Annotated in this window: 14 protein-coding genes; 4 read left to right on the top strand and 10 right to left on the bottom strand. The window is 67.2% G+C overall.

Annotated features, from left to right (window positions below; translation table 11 throughout):
• Positions 1-84 precede the first annotated feature (84 nt).
• Genes ACFQQD_RS05575 through ACFQQD_RS05565 form a run of 3 tightly spaced genes read left to right on the top strand, consistent with a single transcriptional unit; the run spans position 85 to position 5,509 of the window.
• Positions 85-1,644: a pyridoxal phosphate-dependent decarboxylase family protein gene (locus tag ACFQQD_RS05575; protein WP_378087074.1), complete on the top strand. Its 1,560-nt coding sequence runs from the start codon at positions 85-87 to the stop codon at positions 1,642-1,644.
• Entirely contained in the window at positions 1,641-3,005 is a 1,365-nt protein-coding gene (locus ACFQQD_RS05570; protein WP_378087072.1) for a lysine N(6)-hydroxylase/L-ornithine N(5)-oxygenase family protein, read from the top strand. Before ACFQQD_RS05575 ends, ACFQQD_RS05570 begins: the two co-directional genes overlap by 4 nt.
• Entirely contained in the window at positions 3,002-5,509 is a 2,508-nt protein-coding gene (locus ACFQQD_RS05565; protein ID WP_378087070.1) for a GNAT family N-acetyltransferase, read from the top strand. Before ACFQQD_RS05570 ends, ACFQQD_RS05565 begins: the two co-directional genes overlap by 4 nt.
• On the opposite strand, the gene ACFQQD_RS05560 is transcribed toward ACFQQD_RS05565, so the two are convergent.
• The 3 genes from ACFQQD_RS05560 to ACFQQD_RS05550 are packed head-to-tail and all read right to left on the bottom strand — an operon-like array spanning position 5,496 to position 8,413.
• Positions 5,496-6,368, bottom strand: coding sequence for a 3-hydroxyacyl-CoA dehydrogenase family protein (locus tag ACFQQD_RS05560; RefSeq protein WP_378087068.1), 873 nt, complete (start codon positions 6,366-6,368; stop codon positions 5,496-5,498). The two genes, ACFQQD_RS05565 and ACFQQD_RS05560, sit on opposite strands and share 14 nt — an antisense overlap.
• A gap of 6 nt (positions 6,369-6,374) precedes the next feature.
• Positions 6,375-7,193, bottom strand: coding sequence for an enoyl-CoA hydratase/isomerase family protein (locus ACFQQD_RS05555; protein WP_378087066.1), 819 nt, complete (start codon positions 7,191-7,193; stop codon positions 6,375-6,377).
• Positions 7,193-8,413 carry an acetyl-CoA C-acyltransferase gene (locus tag ACFQQD_RS05550; RefSeq protein ID WP_378087064.1) on the bottom strand — a complete coding sequence of 407 codons (1,221 nt, stop codon included), beginning with the start codon at positions 8,411-8,413 and terminating at the stop codon, positions 7,193-7,195. Before ACFQQD_RS05550 ends, ACFQQD_RS05555 begins: the two co-directional genes overlap by 1 nt.
• Positions 8,414-8,689: 276 nt before the next feature.
• Here ACFQQD_RS05550 and ACFQQD_RS05545 point away from each other — a divergent pair, with 276 nt between their 5' ends.
• Positions 8,690-10,102, top strand: a complete 1,413-nt coding sequence (locus ACFQQD_RS05545) for an MFS transporter (RefSeq protein WP_378087534.1) — start codon at positions 8,690-8,692, stop codon at positions 10,100-10,102.
• Between the two features lie 164 nt (positions 10,103-10,266).
• Here ACFQQD_RS05545 and thpD read toward each other — a convergent pair whose 3' ends face one another.
• The 7 genes from thpD to ACFQQD_RS05510 all read right to left on the bottom strand — a co-directional run bounded on the left by thpD (position 10,267) and on the right by ACFQQD_RS05510 (position 16,610).
• The gene (thpD, locus tag ACFQQD_RS05540) at positions 10,267-11,175 is read right to left on the bottom strand and encodes an ectoine hydroxylase (RefSeq protein ID WP_378087062.1); all 909 of its coding nucleotides are present in this window, start codon (positions 11,173-11,175) and stop codon (positions 10,267-10,269) included.
• 194 nt (positions 11,176-11,369) lie between these two features.
• Complete coding sequence (locus ACFQQD_RS05535) at positions 11,370-11,813, bottom strand: ectoine synthase (protein ID WP_378087060.1); 444 nt, start codon at positions 11,811-11,813, stop codon at positions 11,370-11,372.
• Positions 11,814-11,842: 29 nt separating this feature from the next.
• A complete protein-coding gene (gene ectB / locus ACFQQD_RS05530; protein WP_378087058.1) occupies positions 11,843-13,141 on the bottom strand; it encodes a diaminobutyrate--2-oxoglutarate transaminase in 1,299 nt (432 codons plus the stop codon).
• A gap of 155 nt (positions 13,142-13,296) precedes the next feature.
• Positions 13,297-13,716 (bottom strand): diaminobutyrate acetyltransferase, encoded by a 420-nt coding sequence (gene ectA / locus ACFQQD_RS05525; protein ID WP_378087056.1) that lies wholly within the window; start codon positions 13,714-13,716, stop codon positions 13,297-13,299.
• 324 nt (positions 13,717-14,040) lie between these two features.
• The gene (locus tag ACFQQD_RS05520) at positions 14,041-14,586 is read right to left on the bottom strand and encodes a CarD family transcriptional regulator (RefSeq protein WP_378087054.1); all 546 of its coding nucleotides are present in this window, start codon (positions 14,584-14,586) and stop codon (positions 14,041-14,043) included.
• Between the two features lie 174 nt (positions 14,587-14,760).
• Positions 14,761-15,546 (bottom strand): enoyl-CoA hydratase, encoded by a 786-nt coding sequence (locus tag ACFQQD_RS05515; RefSeq protein ID WP_378087052.1) that lies wholly within the window; start codon positions 15,544-15,546, stop codon positions 14,761-14,763.
• Positions 15,543-16,610, bottom strand: a complete 1,068-nt coding sequence (locus ACFQQD_RS05510; RefSeq protein WP_378087050.1) for an enoyl-CoA hydratase/isomerase family protein — start codon at positions 16,608-16,610, stop codon at positions 15,543-15,545. The genes ACFQQD_RS05515 and ACFQQD_RS05510 overlap by 4 nt, the downstream gene beginning before the upstream one ends.
• Positions 16,611-16,620 lie beyond the last annotated feature (10 nt).

The raw sequence follows: 16,620 nt of genomic DNA, 5'->3' as shown, positions 1-16,620 counted from the left end.
AAAGTACCGTTGAATTTCGACCCATCAGTCTGTGCTTAATAGGGGCTGGTTAGGTAAGGCTAACCTCACCAACGAAGGGATAGTATGACAGCCCCCAGCTTCACCGTGCAGACCGCACCGGCAGCCGGGGCCGATCTGATCGGCCCGGCACCGGCCCCGGACGTCCACGCCCAGCGGCAGCCGTCAGCGGACTCCGTCCTCCTCTCGGCCGACAATGCGTACCGTTTCGTCCAGGACACGGGCACCGCCGCATTGCTGGCCGCTGCGGCGATCGTCAGGGCACCATCACCGACGTCGGGACGGGACCCGTCGGAGCTTCAGGAGTCCGCCTCCGGCGTCGACCTCGCGGCACCGCTCGGTTCGACCGAGGCCGCTCTGGCGGAGGCATCCTCGCTCTATCTGGACGACGCGGTGTACTTCCACCACCCCCGGTACGCCGCCCACTTGAACTGCCCCGTGGCGTTGCCGGCCGTGGCCGCGGAGGCGCTGGTCACGAGCATCAACACCTCGATGGACACGTGGGACCAGTCCGCCGGCGCCACCCTGATCGAGCGGCGACTGGTGCGCTGGGCCGCAGATCTGGCCGGACTGGGACCAGCAGCGGATGGGATCTTCACCAGCGGCGGCACCCAGTCGAACCTGCAGGCCCTGCTGATGGCCCGCAACCGGGCCGTCTCCCCCGCCGACGGCCCCCTTCCGGAGCGGCTGGCCGGCTGGCGCATCTATGCCTCCCGAGACAGCCATTTCAGCATCGTGCGGTCCGCCGTCCACCTCGGCCTGGGTGAGGACGCCGTCGTGGCGATTCCGGTGGACCGGAACCACCGCATGGACCCGGCGACCCTGGACCGGGCCATGTCCCTGGATGCGGCGCGGGGGCTGCGCCCTCTGGCCGTCGTCGCAACCGCGGGCACCACGGACTTCGGGGCCATCGATCCCTTGGACGACCTGGCTTCGGCGGCCCGGAGCAAGGGCGCCTGGTTCCACGTGGACGCCGCCTACGGCTGCGGACTGCTCGCTTCTAGCACACGCCGGCACTGGCTTGCGGGAATCGAGCGCGCCGACTCCGTGACCGTGGACTTCCACAAGTCGTTCTTCCAGCCCATCGGCTCCAGCGCGCTGCTGGTGGCCGAGGGCAGCCGGTTCGCCCACATCACGCACCACGCGGAGTACCTCAACCCGGACCAAGATCCGGACAGCCCCAACCAGGTGGACAGGTCGCTGCAGACCACCCGGCGCTTCGACGCCCTGAAGCTGTGGGTGACGCTGCGCTCTCTGGGCTCCGACGTCCTCGGCGAGCTCTTCGATGCCACCGTGGACTTGGCCGCCGAGGCGGGCCGGCTGGTGGAGGACACCGACGAGCTCGAGCTTGCCGCCCCGGTCCAGCTCGGAACCGTGGTGTTCCGCTTCGAACCCGCGCGAGAACTCGGGGTGGACGCCTCCGTCGTCGACCGGCTGCAGGACCTCATCCGGCGCTCGCTGTACCGCTCCGGCGAGGCCATGGTCGCGGCCACCACCGTGACCGGCCGCCGCCACCTGAAGCTGACCCTGCTCAATCCGCGCACCACTGTGGCGGACGTCGAGGCCATCCTGGAGGCCGTGGTCCGGCATGGTCGTGCCGTGGCGAGAACGGAGGTGACCGCATGAGCGCCCCCGTGGTCCACGACGCCATCGCCATCGGCGCCGGGCCGTTCAATCTGGGTCTCGCCGCCTTGGCCGGGCCCGCCGGCGTGGACGTCGTGGTCCTGGAGAGTCGCGACAGTCCTCAATGGCATCCCGGGATGATGCTGGCGGGCACGCGTCTGCAGGTGCCGTTCCTGGCCGACCTGGTGTCCCTCGCGGAACCCACCCATCCGCTGTCCTTCCTGGCCTTCCTCAAGGACGCCGGACGGATCTACCCCTTTTACATCCGTGAGGACTTCTACGCCCTGCGCTCCGAGTATGCGAAGTACCTCGCCTGGGCCGCCGAGCAGTTGCCCGTCCGGTACGGGCACCGCGTGACGGACATCCAGCATGACGGCACGGCGTACCGCGTCACCGCACTCACCCCGGAAGGACCGACCACCCTGGCCGCACGGAACCTCGTCCTGGGCACCGGCACCGAACCCCTGATGCCCGACGCCGTCCCCGGCACGTTGCGCTCCGACCCGCGCGTCGTCCATTCCTCCGGCTACCTCCCCGCCCGGGAGCGGCTGCTGGCGGCCCAGCGCATCGCCGTCGTGGGCAGCGGGCAGAGCGCCGCCGAGGTCTTCGACGACCTGCTGACCGGAGCCGGTGAACACCGGCACGTGCAGTGGCTGACCCGGTCCCCCCGTTTCTTCCCGCTCGAGTACACCAAGCCGACCCTGGAGATGACCTCCCCGGACTACATCGACCACTTCACCGCTCTGCCCCAATCCGTCCGGGACCGACTCGGCGCGGAGCACCAGGGTCTGTACAAGGGCGTCAACGCAGAGCTGCTGAACAGCATCTACGACCGTCTCTACGCTGCCAGCGTGCACGGACCCGCCCCGGCCACGCTGCGGACGGCCACCGCACTCGAGGGCGTCCGGGAGAGCACCAAGCCCGGTGAGTCAGCTGCACCCGGTGGTCACAGCGGTCGTTTGGTGCTGTCCCTGCGCCACGGCGACGACGACGGACTCCACGAGACCGAGGTCGACGCCGTCGTCCTGGCCACCGGTTATGGCTACCGTCAGCCGGACTTCCTGGCCGGCGTCGAGGAACGACTGTCCCGCCTGCCGGACGGTCGCTGGGACGTGGACCGCGGATATGGCATCGGCGTGCACGGCGACGTGTTCGTCCAGAACGCCGAACTGCACACCCACGGATTCACGGCACCGGACCTGGGCATGGGCGCCTACCGCAACTCCGTCCTCGTCAACCGCCTGTGCGGACGAGAGCACTACGTGGTGGAGCGACGGATCGCCTTCCAAGAGTTCGGGACGCCGGGTGGCCACCCGACCTTCGACCCCACCCTTTCCACAGACTTCCAGGAGGCCCTCCGATGACCCCCCGCTTCTCTTTCCGCCCCGTCGTCCCGGCGGCCGATGCCGAACTCTTGCACTCCTGGGTCAGTACCGAGCGAGCCCGCTTCTGGGGCCTGACCGAAGCCAGCGTGGAGCAGGTCCGGGTTGAGCACGAGCGGATCGCCGCCGATCCGCACCACCACGCGCTGATCGCCCTGGACGAGCACCGCGGCGGGTCGCCGGCCTTCCTGCTCGAGACCTATGACCCGGCCCATTCCGTGCTGGCCGGCCACTACGCCTGGCGGCACGGGGACGCGGGGCTGCATTTGCTCCTGCCGGTGCCGGGCACCGCGGACGCCCACGCCCCGACCACCCCGGGCCGTGGTGGGCCGGAGGCCGCGAGCCGCACCACTGGTCGCGAGCCCGGTTACAGCGCCGCCGCGATGGAGGCCGCGCTGGCGCATCTCTTCGCGGATCCGGCGGTGCTGCGCGTCGTGGTCGAACCGGATGCCCGGAACACCGCAATCCAAGCGCTCAATGCACGGTGTGGGTTCCGCCCCGTGGAGCGGCTGGAGCTGCCCGCGGCGGACGGTGTCCCGGCCAAGACGGCCGTGCTGTCCTTCTGCACCCGGGCGGACTTCGCGACCGCCACGGGTGGGCCTGCGGAGACCGTCGCCCACGTGTCCCCGGCACGTTGGGCCACCGCCAACCGGCACCTCTTGGCCAAGGCCCTCGCCGAGTTCGCGCATGAGCGTCTCCTCGAACCCGTACTCAGGGAGGGCTCGTGGCACCTGGACGGTCCCGGAGTGCGCTACCGGTTCCAGGCCCGGCGCTATGCCCTGGACCACTGGGACATCGACGCCGCCTCGCTGCGCTGTGAGGAGCAGACCGGTCCCGACGCCGGCTGGGCGCCAACGGTGCCGGACGTCCAGCGGTTCGTCACGGCCTTCCGCGACGTGCTCGGCCTGTCCGCAGCACAACTGCCGGTGTACCTGGAGGAGATCGGCAGCACCCTGGCTTCCCATTGCTACAAGCAGCTCCACTCGGTGGCCACCGCAGCGGAGCTGGCCACCGGCACAGGCGACGCCGTGGCCGACTTCCAGCGGACCGAGGCTGCGATGACCAAAGGCCATCCCTGCTTCGTGGCCAACAACGGCCGGCTGGGCCTGAGCTCGCAGGACTATCTCGAGCTGGCCCCGGAAACGGGTTCGGCCCTGCCCCTGGAATGGGTGGCGGCCCACGTGTCCCGGACCCGGTTCACCGCCGTGGACGGGCTGGACCTGGACGGGCTGCTCCAGGCCGAGCTCGGCACCGAGCTGCGAGCCGCGTTCCGCACCCGGCTGGAGCAGGTATGCCGGGACAACGGACTGGACGCCGCGGACTTCCTGCCGTTGCCGGTGCACCCCTGGCAGTGGCGCCACCGCCTCTCCGTGACCTTCGCCGCGGACGTGGCCACGGGGCACCTGGTGCATCTGGGGGCCACGGAGGACCTGTACCAACCGCAGCAGTCCATCCGGACGTTCTTCAACCGCTCAGCCCCGGAACGCCACTACGTCAAGACGGCCCTGTCCGTCCTCAACATGGGGTTTCTGCGGGGGCTGTCCGCCGAATACATGGACTCAACGCCGGCGATCAACGATTGGCTCCAGGGACTGTTCGCCGAGGACCCCGAGCTGGACCCGGGGCGTGTCCAACTGCTGCGCGAGGTCGCAGCCGTGGGATACGCCAACCCGCTGTTCCATGCGGCCACCGAGCAGGATTCGCCCTACCGGAAGATGCTCGCGGCCCTCTGGCGTGAGTCACCGGCCACGCGCGTTGGCCCGGGAGAGCAACTGGCCACCATGGCGTCCCTGTTGCACACAGATGCCGACGGCGCTTCCCTGGCCGCCGCCTATATCCGGCATTCCGGGCTGGCGGCCACCGAGTGGCTGGAGCGGTACCTGGACGCCTACCTCGTGCCGATCGTCCACTGCCTGGTACGCCATGACCTCGTGTTCATGCCGCACGGGGAGAACGTGATCCTGGTGCTGCGTGACGGCGCCCCCGAACGGGTGCTGCTCAAAGACCTGGCAGAGGAGGTCGCGGTCCTCGGGGACCGGACGGACCTGCCCCCGGGCGTCGAACGGCTCCGGGCCGACGTCGCTCCGGAGGACCACGGGCTCTCCATCCTGACGGACATCGTGGACTGCTTCCTGCGGTTCCTGGCCCCACTGCTCGAGCGCGAGGGCCTGGTCACCGAGGAACAGTTCTGGGCCGTGGTGGCCGGGCGCCTGACCGACTACCGGTCCCGGCACCCCGAGACGGCCGAACGCTTCGACGCATTGGGCCTGCTGGAGCCGACCTTCCGGCTGTCCTGCCTGAACCGCCTGCAGTTGCGCAACAACCGGCAGATGGTCGACCTGACGGACCCCGCAGGATCCCTGGCCTATGCCGGGGAACTGCAGAACCCCTTGGCTGCAGCGGCGGCGGCGATGGTGTCCACGGCCTCCTCGGCTTCCTCAGTCAATCCCACTTCGGTCAGTCCCAACTCGGTCAGTCCCAGCTGAAGAAGCCCTGTCCGGTCTTGCGGCCGAGCTCGCCGGCGGCGACCTTGTCCCGCAGGATCTGTGGAGGGGCGAACCGGTCGCCGAGCGTGGACGCCAGGTACTCGGCGATACCCAGGCGCACGTCCAACCCGACGATGTCGGTGGTCTTCAGCGGCCCGGTGGGGTGCTTGTAGCCCAGCACCATCGCATTGTCGATGTCCTCGGCGCTGGCCACCCCCTCCTCGACCATCCGCATGGCCTCGAGGGCGATGGCCACGCCGAGGCGTGAGGAGGCGAAGCCGGGTGCGTCATTGACCACGACGGCGGTCTTGCCCAGTCCTGCCGTCCAGGTGCGGGCGGCCTCCACCACCTCCGGCGCCGTGCGGGCGCCCACGACGACCTCCACCAGGGTGGAGGCCGGCACCGGATTGAAGAAGTGCAGGCCCAAGAAGTTCTCCGGACGCGTCAGTTCCTGGGACAGCCCCGTCACCGACAGGCTGGAGGTGTTGGAGGCCAACACGGCACCCTCGGGCAGGTGGGCCTCCACGGACTGCAAGGACGACGTCTTCAGGCCCCAGTCCTCCGGAACGGCCTCGACCACGAGCTCGCGGTCACTGAAATCAGACCGGTCCGTGGACACCGTCAAGCGTCCGAGAACGGCCTCGACGGTTTGGTCCAGCGCACCGCGCTCATGCGAGGTGGCGGTCGATCTCTCGATCCGTTCCCGCGCAGCCGTGGCGGCGGCGTCATCGCGCTCCACCACGACGACGTCGGCGCCCTTGATCAGGAAGCCATGAGCGATGCCGGCGCCCATACGTCCGCCGCCGAGGACGCCGACCTTGCTCGGTACCTTGTCGAACGCCTGGTGTTTGTCTTCCATGAACGCCTACTTTTCGGTCTGGTTGGTCTTGTCGGGCTGGTCGCGCTTCTCGCGCTTGTCGAGAAACGCCTGCATACGCTCGAACTTGGCCGGGGACTCGAAGAGCATCCCCTGCGCCAGGGTGTCGATGAGCGGGTGTGCCTCCCGCGGCGAGTGGAACACCGACTTGGTGATGCGCACGGCCAGGGGGTCCTGCGCGGCGATGCGGTCAGCCAGTCCGTGGGCGGCCTCCATTAGCCGTTCTGCCTCCACGAGCTGCGTGACGAGACCGGCCGCGAGGCATTCGGCACCGGTCAGCACCTTCCCGGCGAGCAGGATCTCCTTGGCGAGAGGTTCGCCCACCAGCTCCTTCAAGCGCCAGGAGGCCCCGGCCGCCGCCATGATCCCGAGATTGCCTTCCGGATTGCCCATGCGCAGCGCCTCGGTGCCGATCCGGAAGTCCGCGGCGTAGGCCAGTTCGGCCCCGCCTCCCAGCGCGTAGCCGTCCAGCGCGGCGATGACGGGCATCGGTAGCTTGGCGATGCGCTCGAACAGCGTGGAGTTGATCCCGGCCAGGGCGTCGTCGCGGCGGCGCTCCCGGAGCTGGGCGATATCGGCTCCCGAGGCGAAGATGCCCTTCGTTCCAGTCTCCCGATCCGAGGGAGTGCCGGTGAGGATGAGCACCTTCGGGTGGTGCTCGAGGTGATCGCAGACAGCATGCAGCTCATCGACCATCGTCTGATCGATGGCGTTGCGCACGTCGGGACGGTGCAGCCGGACCACCAACCGGTCCGCCTGCTCGTCCAGGAGCAGGGTGGTGACTCTCTCGTCCGACAGTTCGCCCATCAGACGGCCTCCACCAGCAGCGCCGCACCCTGGCCCACACCGACGCACATCGTCGCCAGACCGCGGGCGCCTGAGCCGGCCTCCCGCTCAAGGCGACCCAATAGGGTGATCACGATCCTGGACCCGGACGATCCGAGCGGGTGGCCGAGGGCGATCGCGCCGCCGTCGTTGTTGACGATGCCGGCGTCCAGGCCCAGCTCGCGCATGCTGGCCAGGGACTGCGAGGCAAAGGCCTCGTTGAGCTCGACGGCGGCGAGGTCGCCGACCTCGACACCGGTGCGCTCGAGCACGGCACGGGTCGAGGGCACGGGCCCCATCCCCATGATCTCCGGCGCCAGCCCCGCGGAGGCGCCGGCGAGCACCCGTGCCCGTGGTGACAATCCGAGCCGTTCCACAGCAGCTGCGGAGGCGACGACGATCGCCGAGGCGCCGTCGTTGAGGGACGAGGCGTTGCCGGCCGTCACCACCGATCCACCGTCGACGACGGGTCGCAACCCCGAGAGAACCTCGGTGGTGGTACCCGGGCGCGGACCTTCATCGGTGTCCACGACCGTCTCTGCCCCCTTGCGACCGGTGACGGTCACCGGGACGATTTCCGAAGCGAACCGGCCGGCATCGATCGCCGCGAGGGCCCGATCGTGCGAGCGCGCGGCGAAGGCGTCACAGTCCTCGCGCGAGACGTTGTAGACCCGGGCGACCTCCTCCGCGGTCTCCGGCATGGAATAGGTCATCTTGCCGCCGCGGGAGTATTCGCCGGAGAGGAACGCGGGGTTGGTGAACCGCCAGCCGATCGAGGTGTCCTCGACCTCTCCGGGCTTGGCGAAGGGCTTCGTCGGCTTCTCCATGACCCACGGTGCCCGAGACATGGATTCGACCCCACCGGCCACCACGACGTCCGCCGCACCGGCCTGGATCATGTAGCTGGCCATCTCGATGGCGCTCATGCCGGAGGCGCACAGACGATTGACGGTGATGCCGGAGACATGCTCCGGATAGCCGTTGAGCAGCCAGGCCATCCGGGCCACGTTGCGGTTCTCCTCGCCGGCGCCGTTGGCGTTGCCGTAGATGACTTCGTTCACCTCGGCAGGATCGATCCCCGCACGCTCGACGGCCGCGCGGACACTCAGTGCCGCCAAGTCGTCAGGGCGGACCGAGGACAGCGCACCCCCGTACCGGCCCACGGGGGTGCGGGCACCTCCGACCAGGAATGCTTCGCTCACGGGGACTCCGTTTCATCGACGCCAGAATTACCGACCAATCGTTCACTTTACAGGGTCACACCCGGTCGGCGCAGGGTCAACCGCAGAACAGGGTGGGCGAGCACGGAGGCACACGGCGACACCGGACGCCGAATCACACGCCGAGACCACGCAACCCGGGCGACCTCCCGCATGTGGTGCCGATCACAGCCATGGCTTATAGTCTTCTCGGTGACTGAACGGTCGGTCACCAAGGATCGCTCAGTCCGTCCCGCACTCAATCAACTGGAGTACACCATGGCAGATCGAGACGCCACCCTGGCATCCCCCCGGGGACGCACGGCCGAGGAACGCAAGGTCCTGGCCGGAACTCTCGTGGGTACCACCATCGAGTGGTACGACTTCTTCATCTACGCTCAGGCGGCCGCCTTCGTCCTGGCGCCGCTGTTCTTCGGACCACTCTCCAACGAGAACCCGGGTCTGGCCCAGGTCGTCTCGTGGGCCTCCCTCGGCATCAGCTTCCTCTTCCGGCCCCTCGGCGCCGTCGTCGCCGGCCACTTGGGTGACAAGTACGGCCGCAAGTTGGTGCTGGTGATGACCCTGGTGGGCATGGGCGGCGCCACCGCCCTCATCGGACTGCTGCCCACCTATGCCACGATCGGCGTGTGGGCCCCGATCATTCTCGTCTTCCTGCGCGTGGTCCAGGGCTTCTCCGCCGGAGGCGAATGGGGCGGCGCGGCCCTGATGTCCGTCGAGCACGCCCCGCGGAACAAGCGCAGCGCCTTCGGCTCCTACCCGCAGATCGGTGTTCCGATCGGCATGCTGTTGGCCACCAGCTTCATGTGGATCCTCACCAGCTCGATGAGTGAAGAGGCCTTCTTGTCCTGGGGTTGGCGCATCCCGTTCCTGTCCTCGGTGGTGCTGATCGTCGTCGGCTACCTCATCCGCCGCGTGGTGGACGAGTCCCCGGTGTTCAAGGAGATGCAGCTGCGCAAGAAGGAGTCTGCCGCACCCCTGGGCGTTCTCCTGAAGACCCACAAGAAGAGCGTCATTCTGGCGGCCCTGATCTTCGCCGCGAACAATGCCGCCGGCTATCTGGTCATCGCCTTCTTCGCTTCCTACGGCGCCGAAGTCCTGGGCATGCCTCGCGAAGCGACGCTGGTGGCCACGTTCGTGGGCGGCATCGGCTGGTTGGTGTTCACCATGTTCGGCGGCTTCCTCGGGGACAAGATCGGCAAGATCCGCACGTTCCAGATCGGCTACGGGATCATCATCCTCTGGGCCATCCCCATGTGGTTCCTGATGGACACGGCCTCACTGCCCTTGTTCGCCCTGGCCATCGTGATCCTCACCATGGGCCTCGGCCCGTCCTACGGTCCGCAGTCGGCGCTCTACGCCGAGATGTTCCCGGCCAATGTGCGCTACTCCGGCGTCTCGATCGGCTATGCCTTCGGCTCCATCATCGGCGGCGCCTTCGCCCCGATGATCGCCCAGCTGCTGCTGAACGAAACCGGCGCCGGCTGGACCATCGGCGTGTACATCGCCGCTCTGGCCATCGTCTCCTTCATCGCGGTGTCGATGGTGCCCAAGTCCGTCGAAGGCTCCGACCTGCACGTGGACGAGGTTCACCAGCAGTACCTGGCCGAGCACCCGGAGGACGCCACTCTCGTCCGGGAGGCGGCCACCGTCCAGCCGGACCAGACCCGCTGATCCGGGACGGTCGTCAACAGGACCGTCACGCTGTTAACTGACTTCGGCCCGGGTGCCCACCACATCACGTGGTGGGCACCCGGGCCGATGAGCGCCGCCGTCGGGAAGGTGCTTCGGGAAGCTGTCTTCGGGTCAGGTGCGGCGCTAGACCTCAGCCGGGACGGTCAGCGCTGGCCGGCCGGGGTGAAATCGGTCGAACCGGCGAACTCCGGGCGGGGCTTCGGCGCGGAGAAGGGCTCCTCGATGGTGTTCTCCACGGAGTTGAACACGATGAACACGTTCGACCGCGGGTACGGCGTGACGTTGCCGTTCGAGGCGTGCATGCAGTTGCTGTCGAACATCACCGCGCCGCCGGCCTGGCCTTCGAGCACGTCGATGCCGTACCGGTCGTAGAAGTCGCTGAGGATCTCCTTGCTCGGCGTGCCGGCGCCCTGCATGACCAGAGACTTCTTGTAGTTGTCCTCGGGCGTGGCCCCGTCACAGGAGATGTACTCCCGGTGCGAGCCGGGCATGATCATCAGGGGCCCGTTGTAGGAGTAGTTGTCCGTCATCGAGATGGAGATGCTGACGGCCCGCATCCGCGGCATGCCGTCCTCCGCGTGCCAAGTCTCGAAATCGGAGTGCCACATGAACTCCTTACCCTCGAAGCCGGGCTTGAAGTTCACGCGGGACTGGTGGATGTAGACGTCGGAGCCCAGCAACTGACGGGCCCGATCGACCACCCGGGGATCATTGGCGATCCTCTTGAACACCGGGCTGATCCGGTGCACGTCGAACACCGACCGGACCTCCTGGCTGCTTGCCTCGATGACGCAGCGCTCATCGGCGCGGACATCCGGATCCTTCGAGAGGCGCTCCAGCTCCCGGTGGAATTCGGCGACTTCCTCGTCGCTGACCAACCGGTCGATCGTCAGATAGCCCTTCGCGTCGTAGCCGTCCAGGGTCGCCTGGTCCATGGGACCGTCATTCGCGGTCCCCCACACCACCGCGTCCTCGCGGGGCATGACCTTGACCTCACCATTGTTCCGGGTGGGGTAGGTGTCGATTCTGTTCTGCACTGCCGTTGCAGTCATCGGTCTCCTCCTATCCTGCGGTTCTCTTTTCTTTAGTGCTTTTGGCGGTTTTCCTCGCCGCGGTCTGGACCCTACTATGCCCCAGCGCTGAGCACCACCGTGGCCCGGGACCCCACCGCATACGGCGGTGGGGTCCCGGGCCACGAGGCTTAACACCCCGACATGTGCTGCCGAGGAACAGTCAGAAGGGTCGATCAGGCCATGGCCTGAGTCTCGACATTGGCCTTCTTCGGCACCTTGCGATCCGAGCCCTCTTGGAGCACGAGCTGGTAGATGCCGTTCTCGTCGTGAGTCTCGCGACCCGTCACCGGCGGGTTGAAGACGCAGGCCATCCGCAGCTCGGTGGTGGCGCGGACGGTGTGCTTCTCATGACCGTCCAGCAGGTACATGGTGCCGTCCTTGATCTCGTGCACCTCACCGGTGACCTCGTTCGTCAAGGTTCCCTCACCCTGCACGCAGTACACGGCCTCGATGTGGTTCGCGTAGTGGAACGTGGAGGTGGTGCCCGCGTAGATCACGGTGTCGTGGAAGGAGAAGCCGACGCCTTCTCCGGCCAGCACCATCCGGCGCGATCGCCAGGTCTCGGATTTGATGTCGCGCTCGGTGTCGTCCAGGTCATTCAGATGGGTGACCAGCATGGTTGATTCCTTTCAGTCGACGTGGGTGGTTAGGATCCCACGAGTTCTCGGTCGCCGGGCCGGTACTCGACGTCAGTACCGGTGACCGTGGCGACGGCGGTGGCGATGATGCCCAAACCGCGCTCCAGTTCGTCCTTCGGAGTGGTCAGCGCGGGCATCAGCTTGAGCACCTCGTCGTCCGGGCCGGACGTCTCCACCAGCATGCCGTTCTGGAACGCTTCAGCGGCCACCTTTTCGGCCACCTCGATGTCCTCGAAGTGCAGACCGGTCAGCAGGCCTCGACCCCGCACGGAGGAACCCTCCACGGCGGAGCTGATCTGCTCGAGGCCGTCCTGCACGATCGAGATCGCTTCGGCCAGTTGCCCCTTCTGGAAGGAGTCGTCGCTCCAGAATTCCTTCAGGGCGGCCGTGGCGGTGACGAAGGCCGGGTTGTTGCCGCGGAACGTGCCGTTGTGCTCACCCGGGGTCCAGACATCCAGCTCCGGGCGGAACAGGGTCAGGGCCATCGGCAGGCCGTAACCGGAGATCGACTTGGAGATGCACACGATGTCCGGGGTGAAACCGGCCTCTTCGAAGCTGAAGAAGGTGCCAGTGCGTCCGCAGCCGGCCTGGACGTCGTCGACGATCAGCAGGATCTCATGCTTGGCACACAGCTGGGAGAGCTCCTTGAGCCACTCGAGCCGCGCCGCACGCAGGCCGCCCTCACCCTGAACGGTTTCGACGATGATCGCGGCGGGCTTGTCCACGCCCGAGCCAGAATCCTCCAGGACGCGCTCCAGCCACATGAAGTCTTCGGTCTCGCCGTTGAAGTAGTCGTCGTACGGGATCTTGGAGCTGTTGGTGAGCGGAATGCCCGCACCCTTGCGCTTCATCGAGTTGCCGGTGACGGACAGCGAGCCGAGGGTCATGCCGTGGAAGGCATTGGTGAAGGACAGGATGTGCTGGCGGCCGGTCACCTTGCGGGCCAGCTTGAGGGCCGCCTCGACGGTGTTCGTGCCCGTCGGACCGGGGAACATGACTTTGTAGTCGAGCCCGCGCGGCTGCAGGACGACGTCCTGGAAGGTCTGCAGGAAATCACGCTTGGCCGGGGTCATCATGTCCAGCGAGTGCACGGGGCCGTCGCTGGCGATGTAGTCCGCGAGGGCGGCCTTCATGGTCGGGTGGTTGTGGCCATAGTTCAGTGCGCCGGCACCGGAGAAGAAGTCCAGGTACTCGGTGCCGTCCTCGGCGGTCTGGGTCGAGCCCTTGGCCTGAGTGAAGACGGCGGGCCATCCGCGGCTGTAGCTGCGAACCTCAGATTCGATCGTGGAGAAGATGGTGGTATCCATGGTTCATCCCTTTCTTGGCATGTCTTGGTAGGTCCGTGACATGGGTGGTCGTGAGGAATCGTGGCGAGTGGGTGATGACGTTGACGTCGATGCCGCTCTCGCGGCCGGCAGGCGTGCGGCTCTCCCGCCGTGGTCCGATATCTCTCGGCCGATCTCTACTCCGCGAGCGGAGAGATGCGGTGGAGGAATTCGGTGTCGTGCCCGTCGGGGTACATCTCGGCAGTGATCAGCGGGGTGATTTCGTGGTCGGCCCCGAATCGCTCGGCCAGACTGGCGAACAGACGCTGCGACGCCGCATTGTCGTCCGTGATGGTGGTCTCGAGGGCCTCTGCGGAGGTTCGGGAGATGAGTTCGTCCAGCATGCGGGAGGCCAGACCGTGGCCTCGCGCGGCCTCAGTCACCGCCACCTGCCACACCATCAGGGTTCCAGGAGCATCCGGCCGCAGGTACCCGGTGACGAACCCCACCGGCTGGCCCTCCAACTCCGCAATCACGGTGGTGTCGGCGAAGTCGCGGCACCACAGCAAATAGTAGTAAGAGGAGTTCAGGTCGAGAACCTGTGAGTCCTTGGTCATCTGCCACAGGGCAGCTCCGTCCGCTGTCTGCGGAGGCCGGAGTACGGGTGTTGCCGGTTGTGTGATCAGTGCTGTGTCTGCATCATCTGCCATCCCGTCAAACCTAACGGGATGAGTTTTGATTTCAAGCCGGGCTCGGCGATATTCACGGTCCAGCGCCCCTTGAGCACGGCGGCCGAGTTCCCTGCACTTCGCCGCTACAGCCCATGGCTGGCGCGGATGCCCGACGCCGGCTCAGGCCACCTGGAGCAGCCTCACAGATAGTTACCGTTCTGTTACTTTTGCGGAACGTCCCTACCCGTGATATGAGCGCGCGGGTCAGTGTCAGGCGGCCTGCTTGTCTCGCTTGCCGTCCTTGCCCCGATCCAGGCCGAGATCTTTCAGCGGCGTGCCCTCCATCGCCTGGACCATGACCTCTTCGGCCTCGACCACAGAGACGCCCAGCACGATCGCCACTTCGGCGGCCAGGACTTCTACGGCATCGCGGTACAGCGTCCGTTCAGCCATGGAGAGTTCCTTCTCAGCCTGCCGCCGATGCAGATCACGAACGACCTCAGCCGCCCGGGGCAGGTCGCCGGTGGCCAGCTTCTCCTGGAAGGCCTTGAGCCGGCGCGACCACTGCTCGTCCACGTGCTCACTCGGCTTGGCCAGCAGGGACATCAGCTTGCGCACCTGGGTGTGGCTGCTCACGTCCCGGACGCCGATGTCCTTGACCATCGACTCGGGAACGGAGATCCGTAGCCCCTTGTCCTGAACCTCCAGTTCCACGTAGGCCACGTCCTCTCCCTTGAGCTGGCGAACCTGGCGATCAAGGACGATCGCGGGGCCGTGGTGGGGGTGAACTACAAACTGACCGGGAACCAGACGCATGGGTGGAATGGACCTTCCTGTTGCTGACGCCGAACCGCCATCCCGGAGCCGGCCATCACGGCGACCTCCAGGAAATTGACCAATTTATTCTCTCATTTTGTGAGATAGAAATCAATTCGGCTGGCGTTTCTACCGCGCTCCGGCGGCCGCATGGTCTATTCTCCGCGGGCCTGCTCAGTGGTGGGTGAAACGAGGCGCACGCTTCTCCAGAAAAGCGGCCATCCCCTCGCTCTGGTCCTCCGTCGCGAAGCAGGCATGATTCAGGCGACGCTCCAGCAATAGCCCCTCCTGAAGAGTGGACTCCTGCGCGGTATTCACCGCCTCTTTCGCCAACATGCTGATGGGCTTGGACGTCCCGGCGATGGTCGCGGCCAGATCGGTCGCCACACTCAGCAGCTCCGCCACCGGCACCACCCGGGACACGAGTCCAGCCCGTTCGGCCTCCTCGGCTTTCATGGTCCGTCCCGTCAGCACCATCTCCATGGCCTTGGATTTGCCGATGGCGCGGATCAGCCGCTGGGAGCCGCCCATGCCCGGAATGATGCCGAGCTTGATCTCCGGCTGACCGAAGCTGGCGTTGTCCGCAGCGATGATGATGTCCGCGATCATGGCCAGTTCGCAGCCGCCACCCAGGGCGTGTCCGGCCACCGCGGCGATCATCGGCGTCCGCACCTCTGACAGGCGGCTCCAGGCGCCGAACAGGTCGGAGGTGTACGCCTCGGTGAAGCTCAGAGCAGCCATCTCCGTGATGTCCGCTCCGGCGGCGAACGCCTTCTCGGAGCCGGTCAGGACGATGGCACCGATGCCCGGATCGGAGTCGAAGCCGGTGGCCGCGTCGAGCAGTTCCTCGGTGAGGCGTGCGTTGAGCGCGTTGAGCGCCTCCGGCCTGTTCAGGGTGATGGTGGCCACGCGGCCGTCCGTCTCAGTCAGGATGGTCTCGTACTCGGTCTGTTCGGTCATGAGTGCTCCTTCGGAGTGAACACGGTGGCCACGTCTTCCGATCGGACCTCCTCGAGCGTGGGCGGCTCCCATTGCGGATTGCGGTCCTTGTCCACCAGCTGAGCCCGGATCCCCTCGATCATGTCGTGGCCGCGTACCAGGTGATAGGCCAGCCGGGCGTCCACCTCGAGCACCTCCTGAACGGACACCAGCTGAGAGGATCGCCGGACGTGCTCCAACGCGATCTTGACCGACGTCGGTGACTTTCCCCGGATCTGGGCGGCCGCCTCCGCGGCGGCCGCGTCTCCATCGGACTGCAACGCGGCGACGATCGACTCGGCGCTCGGCTCGGCGTAGCAGCTCTCGATCCAGCGACCGTGCTTCAGCAGAGGCGCCGGGTCCGGCGTGGACGCGACGGCGTCGATGGCCGCATCCGCGTCCGTCGTCTCCAATGCGCGGGCCAGATCCGGCAACTGATCCGACCGGATCCACGTGTCCGCGAATCCCAGGGCGACGGCGTCCGCCCCGGTGATGTGCGCAGAGGTCAGCGCGAGGTGGATCCCGAAGCCGGCCGGCGCCCGGGACAGCAGCCAGGCCCCGCCGACGTCGGGAAAGAAGCCGATGCCGGTCTCCGGCATGCCCAGGCGCGTCCGCTCGGTGACGATGCGATGAGACCCGTGGGCCGAGATCCCGACGCCGCCGCCCAGGACCATGCCGTCCATGAACGCCACGTAGGGCTTGGGGTAGTCGGCGATGAGCGCGTTCATCGTGTATTCGTCACCGAAGAAGCTGTCCGCGGCTTCCGGCCGGCCGTCGAGAGCGTAGCGGTAGACCTCGACCACGTCACCGCCGGCGCACAGTCCCTTCTCCCCCGCTCCTGAGACGAGGACGGTGGTGACGCTGTCGTCGTCGCGCCAGGCCTCCAGAGTGTCGCGGACGGTGACGACCATGTTCCAGGTGAGGGAGTTCAACGCCTTCGGCCGATTCAGGATCAGATGTCCCAGCCGCCCCGCCCGCCGGACGATGACCTCCGGTTCGGTCTCGGAGGTCGCGGTGTCCGCCGGTGGTGATGTCTCGGTGCTCATACGGTCCTTT

This window comes from Citricoccus sp. GCM10030269 (genome assembly GCF_042665635.1).
Classification (GTDB): domain Bacteria; phylum Actinomycetota; class Actinomycetes; order Actinomycetales; family Micrococcaceae; genus Citricoccus.
The sequence above is the reverse complement of the archived record's forward strand: the minus strand, read 5'-3'. Positions and strand labels throughout refer to the sequence as shown.

Excerpts from the sequence above, each read along its gene's own strand:
- ACFQQD_RS05510 (WP_378087050.1), bottom strand. The coding sequence starts at position 16,610 with ATGAGCACCGAGACATCACCACCGGCGGACACCGCGACCTCCGAGACC.
- ACFQQD_RS05565 (WP_378087070.1), top strand. The coding sequence starts at position 3,002 with ATGACCCCCCGCTTCTCTTTCCGCCCCGTCGTCCCGGCGGCCGATGCC.
- ACFQQD_RS05515 (WP_378087052.1), bottom strand. The coding sequence starts at position 15,546 with ATGACCGAACAGACCGAGTACGAGACCATCCTGACTGAGACGGACGGC.
- ACFQQD_RS05560 (WP_378087068.1), bottom strand. The coding sequence starts at position 6,368 with ATGGAAGACAAACACCAGGCGTTCGACAAGGTACCGAGCAAGGTCGGC.
- ACFQQD_RS05535 (WP_378087060.1), bottom strand. The coding sequence starts at position 11,813 with ATGCTGGTCACCCATCTGAATGACCTGGACGACACCGAGCGCGACATC.
- ACFQQD_RS05545 (WP_378087534.1), top strand. The coding sequence starts at position 8,690 with ATGGCAGATCGAGACGCCACCCTGGCATCCCCCCGGGGACGCACGGCC.
- ectB (WP_378087058.1), bottom strand. The coding sequence starts at position 13,141 with ATGGATACCACCATCTTCTCCACGATCGAATCTGAGGTTCGCAGCTAC.
- ACFQQD_RS05555 (WP_378087066.1), bottom strand. The coding sequence starts at position 7,193 with ATGGGCGAACTGTCGGACGAGAGAGTCACCACCCTGCTCCTGGACGAG.
- ectA (WP_378087056.1), bottom strand. The coding sequence starts at position 13,716 with ATGACCAAGGACTCACAGGTTCTCGACCTGAACTCCTCTTACTACTAT.
- ACFQQD_RS05570 (WP_378087072.1), top strand. The coding sequence starts at position 1,641 with ATGAGCGCCCCCGTGGTCCACGACGCCATCGCCATCGGCGCCGGGCCG.
- ACFQQD_RS05575 (WP_378087074.1), top strand. The coding sequence starts at position 85 with ATGACAGCCCCCAGCTTCACCGTGCAGACCGCACCGGCAGCCGGGGCC.
- thpD (WP_378087062.1), bottom strand. The coding sequence starts at position 11,175 with ATGACTGCAACGGCAGTGCAGAACAGAATCGACACCTACCCCACCCGG.
- ACFQQD_RS05520 (WP_378087054.1), bottom strand. The coding sequence starts at position 14,586 with ATGCGTCTGGTTCCCGGTCAGTTTGTAGTTCACCCCCACCACGGCCCC.